General features: G+C 58.1%; 10 protein-coding genes and 1 pseudogene. 4 read left to right on the plus strand and 7 right to left on the minus strand.

The window, feature by feature from the left end:
* Positions 1–59 precede the first annotated feature (59 nt).
* The gene (locus MKS11_RS24275) at positions 60–1,499 is read right to left on the minus strand and encodes a capsule assembly Wzi family protein (RefSeq protein ID WP_043520401.1); all 1,440 of its coding nucleotides are present in this window, start codon (positions 1,497–1,499) and stop codon (positions 60–62) included.
* Positions 1,500–1,765: 266 nt separating this feature from the next.
* Between MKS11_RS24275 and MKS11_RS24280 the strand changes: the two genes are divergently transcribed.
* A complete protein-coding gene (locus MKS11_RS24280; protein WP_158512652.1) occupies positions 1,766–1,912 on the plus strand; it encodes a hypothetical protein in 147 nt (48 codons plus the stop codon).
* 544 nt (positions 1,913–2,456) lie between these two features.
* On the opposite strand, the gene MKS11_RS24285 is transcribed toward MKS11_RS24280, so the two are convergent.
* Together MKS11_RS24285 and galF are read right to left on the minus strand one after the other, a co-directional pair.
* A complete protein-coding gene (locus MKS11_RS24285; RefSeq protein WP_259596626.1) occupies positions 2,457–3,086 on the minus strand; it encodes a phosphatase PAP2 family protein in 630 nt (209 codons plus the stop codon).
* Positions 3,087–3,401: 315 nt separating this feature from the next.
* Positions 3,402–4,375, minus strand: a pseudogene (gene galF / locus MKS11_RS24290) (GalU regulator GalF).
* 758 nt (positions 4,376–5,133) lie between these two features.
* Here galF and MKS11_RS24295 point away from each other — a divergent pair.
* A complete protein-coding gene (locus tag MKS11_RS24295; protein ID WP_023318705.1) occupies positions 5,134–6,717 on the plus strand; it encodes a TerC family protein in 1,584 nt (527 codons plus the stop codon).
* Positions 6,718–7,133: 416 nt separating this feature from the next.
* Here the strand turns inward: MKS11_RS24295 and asmA are convergent, their stop codons facing one another.
* The 4 genes from asmA to alkA form a co-directional block, all read right to left on the minus strand.
* Positions 7,134–8,981 carry an outer membrane assembly protein AsmA gene (gene asmA / locus MKS11_RS24300; protein ID WP_284109733.1) on the minus strand — a complete coding sequence of 616 codons (1,848 nt, stop codon included), beginning with the start codon at positions 8,979–8,981 and terminating at the stop codon, positions 7,134–7,136.
* 30 nt (positions 8,982–9,011) lie between these two features.
* Positions 9,012–9,593: a dCTP deaminase gene (gene dcd, locus MKS11_RS24305; protein ID WP_004151145.1), complete on the minus strand. Its 582-nt coding sequence runs from the start codon at positions 9,591–9,593 to the stop codon at positions 9,012–9,014.
* A 90-nt stretch (positions 9,594–9,683) separates the two neighbouring features.
* Positions 9,684–10,325, minus strand: a complete 642-nt coding sequence (udk, locus tag MKS11_RS24310) for a uridine kinase (protein ID WP_002912442.1) — start codon at positions 10,323–10,325, stop codon at positions 9,684–9,686.
* A 114-nt stretch (positions 10,326–10,439) separates the two neighbouring features.
* The gene (alkA, locus tag MKS11_RS24315; RefSeq protein WP_284109734.1) at positions 10,440–11,288 is read right to left on the minus strand and encodes a DNA-3-methyladenine glycosylase 2; all 849 of its coding nucleotides are present in this window, start codon (positions 11,286–11,288) and stop codon (positions 10,440–10,442) included.
* A 137-nt stretch (positions 11,289–11,425) separates the two neighbouring features.
* Here alkA and yegD point away from each other — a divergent pair, with 137 nt between their 5' ends.
* Together yegD and MKS11_RS24325 are read left to right on the plus strand one after the other, a co-directional pair.
* Positions 11,426–12,778 (plus strand): molecular chaperone, encoded by a 1,353-nt coding sequence (gene yegD / locus MKS11_RS24320; protein WP_194417797.1) that lies wholly within the window; start codon positions 11,426–11,428, stop codon positions 12,776–12,778.
* Positions 12,779–13,066: 288 nt separating this feature from the next.
* Positions 13,067–14,923 (plus strand): sensor histidine kinase, encoded by a 1,857-nt coding sequence (locus MKS11_RS24325; protein WP_135698914.1) that lies wholly within the window; start codon positions 13,067–13,069, stop codon positions 14,921–14,923.
* The last annotated feature ends 11 nt before the right edge of the window (positions 14,924–14,934 follow it).

Below are 14,934 nucleotides of genomic sequence, written 5' to 3' on the forward strand. Positions count from 1 at the left end.
AAAGCTGACTGCGTCCTGCAGCGCTACCACCCTCTCTCCCCTGTTTTCAGCATTCAGCCTTATAAACTAAACGGTATTTCTATCCCTGCGCTGGCCCCAACGTCATCGCTATCGCTGTTGTTAGCGTTGGTGTACCACAACGAGGTATTCAGACGAACTGACTGGTAAACATCCCCGCTCCAGCCCAGCTGTACACCTTTAAGTGTGTCTGAATGAGGGAATGCTTTATTAATTGATTGATCTTTTGGGTTCACCTTGGCGTACACCAGACGCGTGCTCCAGCGCTGATTATCCTCTGTAATCACCTCCACCTTACCGGCAAATAACTGACCATCCCCACCCATTGCATCACCAAGAGGGTAGCCCTGCTGATAGTAACCATCCGTATAAATATGGTGAGTGTAACTGTAACCAACGCTATTCATATTGGTCCGCGTGTCGTGCGCTTCAATATACCAGTTCACCGCGTCCTTACCCCAGCCGTGGTGCCCTTCCACCCCACCTAGGAACATGTTGGCCGAGGGTAGATAGCCGGACTCATCCTCGCCAATCATTTGTCCGTAGAAGCTCACCGGCCAGCCAAGGGTCGGTTCCAGTTTGAACTTAAAGTCAAAACCGGCCAGTTGGTTGCCCGGTTCATTGGGATCATTCGCGGCGGTGTTATCTTTGCCTGTTAAACCATCCCAGAAGTTGCTGAGTGATTCAGGACGCCCTTCCCCGCCCCACTGCATAATGCGCGATGCGCCTAGTTCAAGTGACTGGAAAGGAGAGAAGGTAAAGCGGCCACCAATAATTTTGGCATGCGGCACAGCGGTGTACTGATTCATCTGGCTGGCAGAGATCTGGTACTGCCATGGTCCCACCCAGCGCAGCCACCAGGTTTCCGGCGCCGCCTGCTCGGCTCGCTGCAACAGAAAGCCGGTCATCGGCCGCATCGCATCTCCGCGGATCAGGCTCCCTTCATATCCAGGCCCCCACCACTGCGGAACCTGACCAAAAGAGAGCCACTGGTTCCAGAACTTCACCGCGCCGTAGGCGCCGTTGGCATTGAAGCGCGAACCGTTGCTGATCCGCTCTCCCCCCTCAACGTTGCCCTGGAGGTGGACATCCCACCACTCGCCACTGTTGTTGAACGCCAGGCCTAAGGAGTTATCTGCCGGCTGCGTCTGACCAAACCCCTGCGGAGTGCCCGGCTGGTCGGTTGAGGTGTAGCCGGTGACCCGAAAATCGGCTTTTAACGCTGACAGTCGCTGATTGATACGGGCCAGCACCACTTGCTCAGAAGAATAGGACGGTTTAGCTTTTTTTAACGACCGGGTGATCTCTTCCTGGCTTAGCGGCCAGGTCGACAGGCTCAGATGGATAACCCCGCGATCGGAAAGCCAGGCAAGGTCGTTTCGCAGATCGTTATCATTTACTACTAACCCGGCCGCGTAAGCCTGGCCTCCCAGTGAGGAAAGCAAGCCCAACGTCACGGCAATGCGCGCAATTTTTATCATTGTACAAGATCCATTTTCAGCCCCGCTGTCGTATCTCAATGAGAATGAGGGGAATACCAAGATAGAAAGCGCTCGCGGCACCAGCTGACTTCACTGTGCAACACCGGCGAGGCAAGTACAGTTACCCTAAGCTGCTTGTCACCCTTATAACATCCACCCAGCTCACAATGTAGGCGAATTTTACCGTACAGGCTATCAATGAGACGGGAAAATTGGTGAACAGGCGATATCAGCAGCCGCTCCTGACCTCTTTATGAGGATATCTGATGAGCATGATTGATATCTTTGGCGCTGATCACCCAGAGTATGTCGATTTTTATAGCCGTTCAAAGAAAGTGTTTTGTGTTGCAGCAGGCGGTTTCAGCGACGCTACCGCCCCTGGCTTAACAGCTACCAGCGCACTGACTACCTGAACGGCGTATTTAATCGGCCTGTGGGTGATAAATTGGTCAGGCCTTTATTTTTTGCGGCGTTAAGTCTACGGGATTTCGGTCACAATTGGGAGTCTTGCTGCCGAATATCTGCCAATTAATGCTGCTTGCCCTTTTATTGGCGAAAATAAGCGGATCAACGCTTAAGATTATTCACTACGTTAAACGGCCAAACAGTGTCACGTTGTTGCCACACTATCAAGCATGAAGCTAACCATCTGTAAAACAACACATTTTACGGAAAGGTCGCGACATTCAAAAATCAGATGATGGCGTCTAAGTCAACTACAATTTCTAATAGTTTCCTGGTATCAGAATATTCAGCAGACGTGCTCCAGGTCCTTTCTCAGTGCATTTAAGAAACGTCTCATACCTGCTATATCCAGGCAAATATGCAATAGCAATGTAGTAGCACTTCATTATTTCATAAATATGAATTATCAATTGCCTGGCATATAGTAGATTATTTTCTTATTTGTCTAATTAACCGGCGAAAACTTAATTTCCCCTGTAAAACAAATGGCGATTACCAGACCTGCTTATGTAGATCAGTTCGAGTAAAGGGTTTATCCAGCGGTCCAATTGCAGTGGCGATTTGCCCCAGCAGGGACTGAGTCGGCGCTTTATTGCCACTATGCAACAGGATAAGCGGGACCATCACAAGGCACACGACGCCGCCCCAGGAAATACTCACGCTTTCCGAATGGATGGTACGTTTTTGCAGCATCAGGAACAAAGCGCTGCCAGCAGCACCGAGCAGCAGGCCAGCGATCACTTCCGAGACAGAATGCACATGGATGGCCAGCCGTGAATACCCCACCACTGCGGCTAAAGCATAGCCGGCGGCGACAGCTGCTTTTTGCACACCCGCCGAAAAACGAGCGCTGAGCAGCCATAAGAAGATAGGCCAGAAGGCCGCGGAGAGCGCTGAGTGGCCGCTGAAGCCGGTGTAATCCAGCTCGCGAATACCCAGTCCCCAGCCCATAAAGGCCAGTTTGGAGGCGCAGACAATGGCGCCGGTGATGCCGAACAGCAAACTCCACTGCCACGCCAGCAACCGCGACGTTTTACGCAGTATCAGGACAATAAACAGCGCCGCTGCGCTGGGCAGCAAAACGGTGCTATCGCCAAAAAATGAGATGAGTTGCCAGTTCATATACCTGTGATCCTTCGATGATGTCCACTGCCGTGCTCAGGGATTATCCGTAATGTCTGTACCAGCTCGCATGCCAATTCATTTCACATTTTTATGCATGCAAGTGAGATGTTTAAAGCGGAAACATGATCGCAGTCAAGTTTTATTTTCTGCTGACGTTGACCGCTTTCCCTGCCCTTTAGGAATTGTCGCACTAAGTGACTATTCATAAAGCATTATTGCCGCTACTCCGACCATTGCACCACAGAGGCCAGAGACAAACTACCAGAAGTCTCCGAAGCCATACGTTTCTTTACAATCGTTATAACATTCACGTTATGAATAATTTCTGCATAACGTTATGAGCGGCGTGGCGAAAGGTTCTGCCCTGCCGCTCATCGTCACGCCAGCTGTCAGGCCAGCAGTTTTTTAATGCTTTCGCGGAATTTGGCACCTTCTTTCAGGTTACGCATTCCGTAGGTGACGAAGGCCTGCATATAGCCCATTTTCTTACCGCAGTCATAGCTTTCGCCAGTCATCAGCATCGCGTCAACGGACTGCTTCTTCGCCAGTTCGGCAATGGCGTCGGTCAGCTGGATACGGCCCCATGCGCCCGGCTCGGTACGTTCCAGTTCGGCCCAGATATCTGCCGACAGCACGTAGCGCCCCACCGCCATCAGGTCGGAGTCCAGGGTCTGCGGCTCGTCCGGTTTTTCAATAAACTCGACGATACGCGCCACCTGCCCTTCCGCCACCATCGGCTCTTTGGTCTGGATAACGGAGTATTCGGACAGATCCCCTGGCATGCGTTTCGCCAGCACCTGGCTGCGGCCGGTCTCGTTAAAGCGGGCGACCATGGCGGCGAGGTTATAGCGCAGCGGGTCCGCAGTGCCGCCGTCGAGGATGATATCCGGCAGCACCACGACAAACGGATTATCCCCGACGACCGGGCGGGCGCAGAGGATGGAGTGGCCCAGACCCAGCGGCTGTGCCTGGCGCACGTTCATGATGGTCACGCCCGGCGGGCAAATGGCCTGGACTTCCGCAAGCAGCTGGCGCTTCACGCGCTGCTCAAGCAGGGCTTCCAGCTCGTAGGAGGTGTCGAAGTGGTTTTCCACCGCGTTCTTCGAGGAGTGCGTCACCAGGACAATCTCTTTGATCCCGGCGGCGACGATTTCATCAACGATGTACTGAATCATTGGCTTATCAACGATCGGCAGCATCTCCTTTGGAATTGCCTTTGTGGCCGGCAGCATATGCATGCCTAGTCCTGCGACCGGAATAACCGCTTTCAAATTCGCCATATTCATCTTCACCTGTTTGGTTGCAAAACACGCAGTTATGCAAAATTGTACATGTCACAAATCCATTGAAACTGATAATACACGGATACTGCCCGGGCATCTGCCCGCCAAATTCTTAAATTCACTGTCACGTAAAAGAATACACACAACTTCCATTTACCAACAGTTAGAGCTGAGAATAATCTTATTTTAGTTCAGGTTATTCAGCGGCTCGTTTCCTGCACCGCGCCATGTGGCGGAGAGGCACGCCAGGCGGGCTTTCCGGGGCGCCGTGCCCGCCACGCCGCGCCTGTGCCCGCAAAGAATAGATATAGATAATAAATTTCGCCAGACAATATATTTCAGCATAAACAGCCAGATATGGTGACATATTACCGCAATTCCGCGTCTATGAACTGCGATCTGCCCTATTCTGCGCTCACTTCATAATATGAATTTTGCCGGTTTTGTGAGCGGGCTTCGCGCTTCGCTTCTCCTGTGCGCATCAATGCTCGTCGTGACGAACCGTGGGATGAAGCCCTTTTACCGCCTACGCTGATACGCAGCCGAAAAAGTTCTGATACCGGCTCGCTTATTCCAGAGCAGTCGCCATGGTGTTATTTTTTCACTGTTCTTTACCGGAACATAATTCTTATCGGTTCGCTTTATGTGCTGGAAATATATCCATCCATGGCAGGGCGATATCCGCGTCGTTATTGCATTTTAGACTCATCTTATCCATGATCGTGGTAACACATACCGCAGTCGTACAGGTTTTAATACATATGGAATGGATTGCCGATCCGTCAATCTGGGCAGGTCTCGTCACGCTGGTGGTTATCGAACTGGTGTTGGGCATCGATAACCTGGTCTTTATCGCTATCCTCGCCGAGAAGCTCCCGCCCGCCCAGCGCGACCGCGCGCGGATCACTGGTCTGATGCTGGCGATGGTCATGCGTCTCCTGCTGCTGGCCTCTATCTCCTGGCTGGTCACCCTGACCAAACCGTTAATTGCTTTTCGCGACTTCAGCTTTAGCGCCCGCGATTTAATCATGCTGTTTGGCGGCTTATTCCTGCTGTTCAAAGCGACCGTTGAGCTTAATGAGCGACTGGAGGGGAAAGACAGCGATAACCCCACCCAGCGCAAAGGGGCGAAATTCTGGGCCGTGGTGGCGCAGATCGTGGTGCTCGACGCCATCTTTTCGCTCGACTCGGTGATCACCGCCGTCGGCATGGTCGATCACCTGGCGGTGATGATGGCCGCCGTGGTTATCGCCATCAGCCTGATGCTGATGGCCAGCAAGGCGCTGACGCGCTTTGTTAACAGCCATCCGACCATCGTAATCCTCTGTCTGAGCTTCCTGCTGATGATCGGCTTCAGCCTGATTGCTGAAGGCTTCAGCTTTATTATTCCGAAAGGCTATTTATATGCGGCAATTGGCTTCTCGGTGATGATTGAAGCCCTTAACCAGCTGGCGCTGTTTAACCGCCGTCGCTTTCTTTCCGCCAATATGACGCTGCGTCAGCGCACCACCGAGGCGGTGATGAGCCTGCTGAGCGGTCAGAAAGAAAAAGCTGAACTGGATGCTGACACGGCGTCGCTGGTCGCCGATCAGGATCATCATCCACTGTTTAATCCGCAGGAACGCTTGATGATTGAGCGGGTGCTGAACCTGAATCAGCGCAGCGTCAGCAGTATTATGACCTCCCGCCATGATATCGAGCGCATCAACCTCAGTGCGCCGGAGGAAGAGATCCGCAGCCTGGTGGAAAAGAATCAGCATACCCGCCTGGTGGTGACCGGCGGGAAAGATAATGAAGACCTGCTGGGAGTGGTGCATGTTATCGATCTGCTCCAGCAGTCCCTGCGCCAGGAGCCGCTGGATCTGCAGGCGCTGGTGCGGCAGCCGCTGGTCTTTCCGGAGGGGCTGCCGCTCCTCTCCGCGCTCGAGCAGTTCCGTCAGGCCCGCACCCACTTTGCCTTTGTGGTGGACGAGTTTGGCTCCGTCGAGGGGATTGTGACCCTGAGCGACGTGATGGAGACTATCGCCGGCAATCTGCCCAACGAGGTGGAGGAGATCGACGCCCGACATGATATTCAGCATCATCAGGACGGTTCATGGACGGTCAACGGCCATATGCCGCTGGAGGACCTGGTGCAGTACGTTCCGCTGCCGCTGGATGATAAGCGTGAGTACCACACCGTTGCCGGTCTGCTGATGGAGTATCTGCAGCATGTGCCGCAGGTGGGAGAAACCATTGAGATTGACGGTTATACCCTGCGCACGCTGCAGGTCGACAGCCATCGGGTGCAAAAGGTGCAGATCGTCCCGCCGGTAAAGCAGGATGAGCTGGATTATGAGGTGTAATCCTAAGGGATAAATAACGGCCCGGGGTATCCCGGGCCGTAAAATTGATAGCCAGGTACCCTGTTTATTGCCTGATGGCGCTTCGCTTATCAGGCCTACGGAATGGCGACACAAACCGGGGAATTACCCCCTGCCGCACAACCCAGGCCTAGTCAGGCGTATCCGCCGCCCGGCATTAACGTGACATCACACTTTGACGACATGCTCACATCACAGGAATTGATGCTCTACAGCCGCCACACTGCCTGATGGCGCTTCGCTTATCAGGCCTACGGGAGGGCGACACAAACCGGGGAATTACCCCCTGCCGCACAATCCTGGCCGGATCAGGCGTAGCCGCCGCCCGGCATCAACATGACATCACCCTTTGACGGCAATGACACAGCCCGGAAGTCCCGAGCTGCTGGTCTGGACGATTACAGCTTATCGAGCAGCTTTTTGGCGTCTTTGCTCTCTTTGCTGCCTTTATTACGTTCGACCCAGTCGTTGAGGCGCTGCTTCGCTTCATCCTGCAGCTGTTTGCGCAGGATCTGGTCGACCTGCAGGCTGTAGCTCAGCGACTGCCAGTCGCCATAGATGCGCAGCGGGATAGCGGTCTGTTTCAGGCGGTCGATAAGTTTGCCCTCGCCTTTCCAGCCGACGAGCACGCGCACGTTAAAGCGCATATCGCAGTTCTCTTTCTGCAGATCGAGCTGACCTTCGCCGGTCATCGCCATCACATCGGACTGCCCCTGCAGGCGGTTCAGCGTCACCAGCCCGTTATCCAGCGTCAGCTGGCTGCTCACGGCATCCAGGCGGGTGGCATTGTCATAGTTTTCCTGCGCCCGCACGTTGATGCTGCGCTCCACGGCCTGTTGCACCAGCTGCTGGAAGTTAAGTCCTTCGGTTCGGGTATCGGTCATCTGGAGCTGCGCCTGGCCCTGCCAGTGACGGCGGAAATCATCCGCGTCAATGCGCGTTCCGGAAAACTCGCCGGTCAGTGACAGCTTGCCGGTCAGGCTTAATGAATAGTTGAAGGCTTTGATCAGCGAACCGATCTCCACGTTCTGCAGCGCCGGCTGGAACGTCGCCTGCGGCGTGTCGCCGCGGGCATCAAGGGTCCCGGGGAGGGAGAGCTGGCCGCCGTCGAGGTTGCCCTGCATTTTGCTGACCGTCAGCAGCCCCTGCTGATTGCTGATTTCGCTCTGCACCTGGGTGAAGTTCAGGCCGCGCCACTGCAGCTGGTCGGCGCTCAGGGCCATCCGGCCGTTAAAGCCGCGCAGGCTCTGATAATCTTCGCGCTCATCGCTGTCGGCGATCACCGGACGCAGCGGTCGCGTCTGGCTCTGGCCCTGCTGGCTGGCGCTGCTGTCGGTCGCCGGCGAAGAGGATGCCAGCAGACTGTCGAGATTCAGGGTGGTGGCATGCAGATCCAATGACCAGTCCGGGCGGTCTCCCAGCACCACACTGCCGTTGCCGGTGAGGGTGCTGCCGCTGGCCATCAGGTTCAGATTATCAAAGCGCAGAGTCTTGCTATCTTCCTGCCAGCTGGCCTGCAGGCTCCCCTGACCATTGATGCCGTCGGGGGGCAGCTCGGCGCCGCGCAGCTGCCAGCTGAGCTGGCTAAAGTCGGCTTTTAACGAGTGCGGATAGTCGCCACCCTGCACGGTGGCGGAGAAGCTCAGCGCCAGGTCGCGCTGGTCGCGGTTGACGCGGCCGGAGAAATCAACGGTGGCCCGGTGGTTCTCATCCTGCTCCATCTGCAGGCGGATGTCGCGCACGGTCACCTGCTCGCCGTTCTCATGCTGGAAGAAGAGCACGCTGTCGGCCACCTGCAGCTGGCGCACGTCGTAGGACCACCCACGGTCCTCCGGGGCCTGCGGCAGGGTGTTGTCATGCGGCACCACCGGCGCAGCGCTATCGCGAACCGCTTCGGTTTTCGGGGTCAGCTGGATCACCGCCCCCTTGAGCATCACCTGCTTCACCTGCAGCTGGTGCGACAGCAACGGCAGCAGCGCCACGTCGAGGCGCATGTTGTCGGCGCGGATCACCGGCTCTTCGGCGCCTCGGGCGGTCAGCGTCATGCGTCCGCTGAGAATGCTGAGCTGCGGCCAGACGTGCCAGCGCAACGGGCCATCGAGTTCAAGCTGATAACCGCTGCGCTCTGCCACCTGATGCACCATATAGGCGCGAAAATCGTTGGGATTGACCAGCAATACCAACGAGGTAAGCCCGGCGACAATGACCGCCAGCAGGATCATCAGCGTTGTCAGTATTCGTCTCATGGCACCCTCAGCAACACCCCGTTGACGTTATCAATCCTTGTCGATTCGGCTCGCCACCGCGCCCTGTTGGTCGCGATATTTGGCGTCTTCACGGCGATTATATGGCCGCGCCGCCGGGCCCGATAAGGGTTCAAAGCTCAGCGCGCCGATGGGCATCCCCGGGCGCAGCGCCAGCGGCAGTTTGCCGGAGTTGTAGAACTCAAGCACGATGCAGCCGGACCAGCCCGGGTCGATGCGGTGCGCAGTCACGTGCACCATCAGCCCCAGGCGCGCCAGCGAGGAGCGTCCGTCAAGCCAGCCCACCAGGTCGGCAGGCAGGGTGACCGACTCGTAGGTCACCGCCAGCGCCAGTTCGCCCGGATGCAGGAAAAAGGCCTCCCCTTCCGGCAGAACGATCTCTTCGCTCATCACGCGGTCCAGCGCGGCGCTGACCTCGGCCTTCGGGCCGCTTAAATCGATAAACGGCGCCGTGTGGCCGCGGAAGGTGCGGAATTTATTACCCAGCCGTACATCAACCGTCGCGCCATTAATACGCTCAACGGGCGGGCGCGGATTGATGGCCAGTCGCCCTTCATCCAACCAGGCTTCAATATCTCGGTCACACAGACGCATGGGCTTTCTCCTTATAAGGCTGCTTCCCGCACGCTTCGCGGCGGAGAGGGCAACAGGGCTACTCTTTGCACGTTACACAATTCGGCCAGGTTATTCAAAGAACTGACTGATTTTGGCCTTCAGAATATCAATCGCGATGCGGTTTTTGCCGCCGCGCGGCACGATGATGTCGGCATACTGCTTCGACGGCTCAATAAACTGCAGGAACATCGGGCGCACGGTTTTCTGATACTGGGCCATCACCGAGTCCATGGAGCGGCCGCGCTCGTTTACGTCGCGCTTAATGCGGCGCATAAGGCAAATATCGAGCGGGGTGTCGACGAAAATAGAGAAGTTGAGCTCGTTACGCAGACGCGCGTCGGTCAGCAGCAGGATCCCTTCAAGAATAATCACCTTCTTCGGCTCGACGTGAATGGTGTTCGGCGTGCGGGTATGCTCGACGTAGCTATAGACCGGCAGTTCAATCGGCTGGCCGCTTTTCAGCATCTGCAAATGCTGGAACAACAGACTGTGGTCCATTGAGCTCGGGTGGTCATAGTTGGTTTTGACGCGCTCTTCCATCGACAGATGACTTTGATCTTTGTAATAGCTGTCTTCCGGAATGACGCCAATATGTTCGTCGCCAACTTGTTCACGCAATTCGCGATAGAGAGTACTGGCAATAAGACTTTTGCCAGAAGCCGATGCGCCGGCGATACCTACAATGACGCACTGATGGGACATATCAGTCATAAATTTTTGCGACCTGATTAACCTGGATAGAGATGGAGGGTGGCGGCGGACCGCCAAACGCGGCAATTATAGGGATTTCAGCGTCCCGATACCAGTGGTATGCGCCCCGGACGGCTATTCCGCCGCCGGCGCCCAGTCATCGGTATACCAGATATGCAACAGCGCATAAGATCGCATCGGCTGCCAGCGGCGGGCATAGCGGGCGATGGCGGCTGGCGTCATTCCCGGAAAGCGCTGTTTAATCAGGTAGTCGTCCGGCAAAAAGATATCCTTCGCCTGCCAGCCGCGCAGGGCAAAGTAGTTTGCCGTCCAGCGGCCAATCCCGGGTAGCGCCTGCAGCTGACGCAGCCCGGCGTCGATTTCGGCCGGCGCCGTCAGGGGCAGCTCGCCGCTGAGCGCCGCCCGGACGAGGTGGATCAGCGCCTCCGCGCGGCGAAGCGGCATCCCCAGCGCCTTCAGCCCCTGCGGATCGGCCCGGGAGAGCGCCTCCGGCGTCGGAAATAAGACATAGCCGGGGGCGTCCGCCAGCGGTTCGCCCCAGCCGGCCGCCACTTTGGCGGTGAGCCGGGCGGCCATCGCCACGCTCACCAGCTGGCCGAGCACCGCGCGCACCGCCTGTTCGAAAGCGTCCAGCGCCCCGGGCAGGCGCAGCCCCGGTCGCGCCTGTGCCAGGTCGCCCAGCGTGCGAGCGACCTGCTGCGGGTCGCAGGCCAAATCGAACAGCTGGCCAATTCGCGCGTAGCAGATCTCTGCCACCGGCTGCAGCCCCGGGGAGAGCGTCACCCGCAGGCCTTGCGCCTCCTCGTCCGGCGCCAGATGAATCAGCCCGCCGTGGCCTGCTACGCGAAAGCTGCGGCTGTAGCCGCCGTCATGAAAACGCTCGACGCCAGCGACCGCACGCGCCTGCAGAAAACCAACCATCCACGCCCAGTCGTAAGGCGGGGTCCAGGGTAACAACACCATAAGCTCTCCTTTATATAGCGTTTCAATGATAGTCGCCCTTCAGCGTCAGCGCCTTGCTTTTAAATTCCGGTTGTCGGCATGACGGCGATCCGCTAAAGTCGCCCCCCTTCTTCACCGGCATGGGGATTTTGCAGACGATGTTTATTGGTTTTGACTACGGCACCGCCAACTGTTCGGTGGCCGTGATGCGGGAAAACAATCCCCAGCTGTTGACGCTGGAAAACGGCAGCGCCCTGCTGCCCTCCATGCTCTGCGCGCCGACGCGCGAAGCGGTCAGCGAGTGGCTCTATCGCCATCACGATGTGCCCACCCACAGCGACGAAAACCAGGCGCTGCTGCGCCGGGCGATTGCCGCCAACCGCGACGAAGACATCGAGGTGCTGCGCAACAGCGTGCAGTTCGGCCTCGCCTCACTGCATCAATATGTTGAAGATCCGCAAGAGGTCTACTTCGTTAAATCGCCAAAGTCCTTCCTCGGCGCCAGCGGCCTCAAGCCGCAGCAGGTGGCCCTGTTTGAAGACCTGGTCTGCGCCATGATGCTGCACATCAAACTGCAGGCGGAAAGCCAGCTGCCCGAGCAGATTGACCAGGCGGTGATTGGCCGACCGATTAACTTCCAGGGCCTCGGCGGCGACGACGCCAACGCCCAGGCGCAGGGGATCCTTGAGCGGGCAGCCCTCCGCGCCGGTTTTCGCGACGTGGTCTTCCAGTTTGAACCGGTGGCCGCCGGCCTGGATTTCGAAGCTACCCTCAATGAAGAGAAGCGGGTGCTGGTCGTCGATATCGGCGGCGGCACCACCGACTGTTCCCTGCTGCTGATGGGTCCGCAGTGGCGGGAGCGCGCCGACCGCCAGCAGAGCCTGCTCGGTCACAGCGGCTGCCGCATCGGCGGTAACGACCTCGACATTGCCCTGGCCTTTAAATGCCTGATGCCCCTTCTCGGCATGGGCGGCGAAACGGAGAAAGGCACCGCGCTGCCGATCCTCCCGTGGTGGAATGCGGTGGCGATCAACGACGTCCCGGCGCAGAGCGATTTCTACAGTACCGCCAATGGCCGACTGCTGAACGATCTGCTGCGCAGCGCCCGGGATGCCGATAAGGTGGCCCTGCTGCTGAAGGTCTGGCGTCAGCGTCTGAGCTATCGCCTGGTGCGCAGCGCCGAAGAGAGCAAAATCGCCCTCTCCAGCGCCGCCCGCGTTGAGACCGCGCTGCCGTTTATTCAGGACGAGCTGGCTACCGATATCGCTCAGCAGGGTCTGGAAGCGGCGCTGGATCAGCCTCTGGCCCGCATTATGGAGCAGGTGCAGCTCGCCCTCGACAGCAGCCAGACCACCCCGGATGTGATCTATCTTACAGGCGGTAGCGCCCGCTCGCCGCTGATCAAAAAGGCGCTGGCGGCCCGGCTGCCCGGTATTCCGCTGGCCGGTGGCGATGATTTTGGCTCGGTAACCGCCGGGCTGGCCCGCTGGGCGCAGGTGGTTTTCCGCTAGTCCCCCCCGGCGCTGCCGCGCAGCAGGTCTGTCCTGATCGTGGCGCTGCAGATTACGCTGGAATATTCCTGGTCTCCCACGCAAAATGGCCTGTTCTTCCGGACAGGCCTGTCCACTTTCCTCCGCTTCCGGGGGCGTATTATCCATACCGTAGCCAGTCGTCTGCGGTCAGTAATCTTTCCATGCCGCAAGGGGGCGTGATTGAAAAGGGTGTCTGCGATTTTCGCGGCGGTCCGGCGTTGCCGGCCGCAGTTCCTGGCAGGCTGGCTGGTCAGCTGCGGATTGCTCTTGCTGCTGATCGCTCCGCAGGCGCAGTCGGCGCCCCGACAACTGGGGACGGATATCCCCGTCGAATGGTACGCGGACGACAGCGGTCGGATGACCATCGATCGCTTTGCCGACCTGCCCGCGGACCGGCTCGCCACCACCCGGCAGATCCCCTCTTTTGGCTATTCGCGCAAAACCCTGTGGCTGCGCAGCGAGCTGCCTGGCAGCTGGTTTGCCGACGAGTCGCGCTGGCTGCAGATTGGTCCCTCTTTCGTCGACCACCTGACTCTCTATTACCGGCCACTGGGCAGCGACGCGCCGTGGACAGCGCGTACCTTTGGCGACCGCGACCCGGCCCGCGAGAGCGATCTTCACTATCGGGAAAGCGTGCTGATCCTCCCTCCGCCGCCGACCGCCGCCGGCTATGAGATAGTCTTTCGTCTGCAGAGCACCAGCACTCTGATCCTGCTGGCCTCGCTCTCTTCGCCGCAGGCCTATGTGCAACGGGCCGCCGCCGACACCGCCTTCTGGAGCTTCTATTTTGGTCTCGCGGCGGTCGCCAGCGGCGTGGCGCTGTGGCTGGCCCTGGCCCTGCGCCGGCGTCTGCTATGGGGCATCTGCTTCTTCTCGCTCAATTATCCGCTGGTGGCTGCCCTGCACGGCTTCCCGGAGTGGTTCTTCGGCCACGCCGCGCTGCCCTTCCAGGATTTTATGATCAGCAGCCTCTCGCTGTTCAGCTATGCCACCGCCCTCTGGCTGCACAGTGAGATATTCGATTTAAAGAAAAATATGCCGCGGCTTTACCGGCTGCTGATCGCCGCCGTGGTGCTCAACCTGCTGCTGCAGGTCAGTATTCCGCTGGGTTTTTACGGCCTCGCGATGCAGATTGAAGGAGTGATCTTTATCATTATCACTCCGGTGCTGCTGTTCACCTCCTGGTGGCTGTGGCGCAAAAAAGCTATCGACCGCAACACTCTCCTGCTGGGGCTCCTGCCGCCGTTCTATGTCGCCGCCGCGGTGCTGGTGCAGCTGTCGATCCACGGTATTATCCCGTTTCATATGGCGATCTATTCCCTCTGGCAGTATGCGCTGATCGTCCACATCATTACGGTGCTGATCATTGCCATCCTGCGGGTGCGGGCTGAAAACCGCCAGCTGGAGCAGAAGCAGCGCCTGGCGCGCGAGCTGCAGATTGAGCGCGAGGCCAGCTTCCACCAGCGGCAGTTTATGGGCATGGTGGCGCACGAATTCCGCACCCCGCTGGCGGTGATCCAGGCAGCGCTGGAGAATCTCCGCCTCTCGGCGGCCTCCGCCAGCCAGGAGGCGCGCTTCGATCGCATCGGCCGCGCCGCCACCCGTCTGGTACAGCTCACCGATAACTGCCTCGCCGACGCGCGCCTCGCCTCCCACGATCTACACGTTGACCGCCAGCAGACCGCCCTGCTGGCGGTGATCAACATGGCCGCCTCGGTGGTAGCCATCTCCCATGATCACTACCTGAACATCCGCCATCACGGCGCGGTGGAAAGCCCCCAGCTGCAGGCCGATGCCGGTCTGCTGTGCATCGCCATCGCTAACCTGCTGGATAACGCGGTCAAGTATTCGCCGCCGGGCGAAATCACCATCGATATTCACGCTGATGCCGGGCAAACAGAGCTGCGCATTCGCGACTACGGCCCTGGGCTCCCCGCCGGACAGGCGGAACTGATCTTTGAGCGCTATCGCCGCGGGGAACATACGTCGCCGGTGCCGGGCGGCACCGGTCTCGGACTGTATGTTGCGCGTCAGATCGTGCAGGCTCATGATGGCAAACTGTGGCTGGCCGAGCATGGCCCGGACGGCTGCACCTTTATTCTCACCCTCCCCACGGTTGCTTAAGAGGAGAACGA

It is taken from the genome of Klebsiella sp. K5-45 (assembly GCF_030128605.1).
Lineage (GTDB): Bacteria > Pseudomonadota > Gammaproteobacteria > Enterobacterales > Enterobacteriaceae > Klebsiella > Klebsiella quasipneumoniae.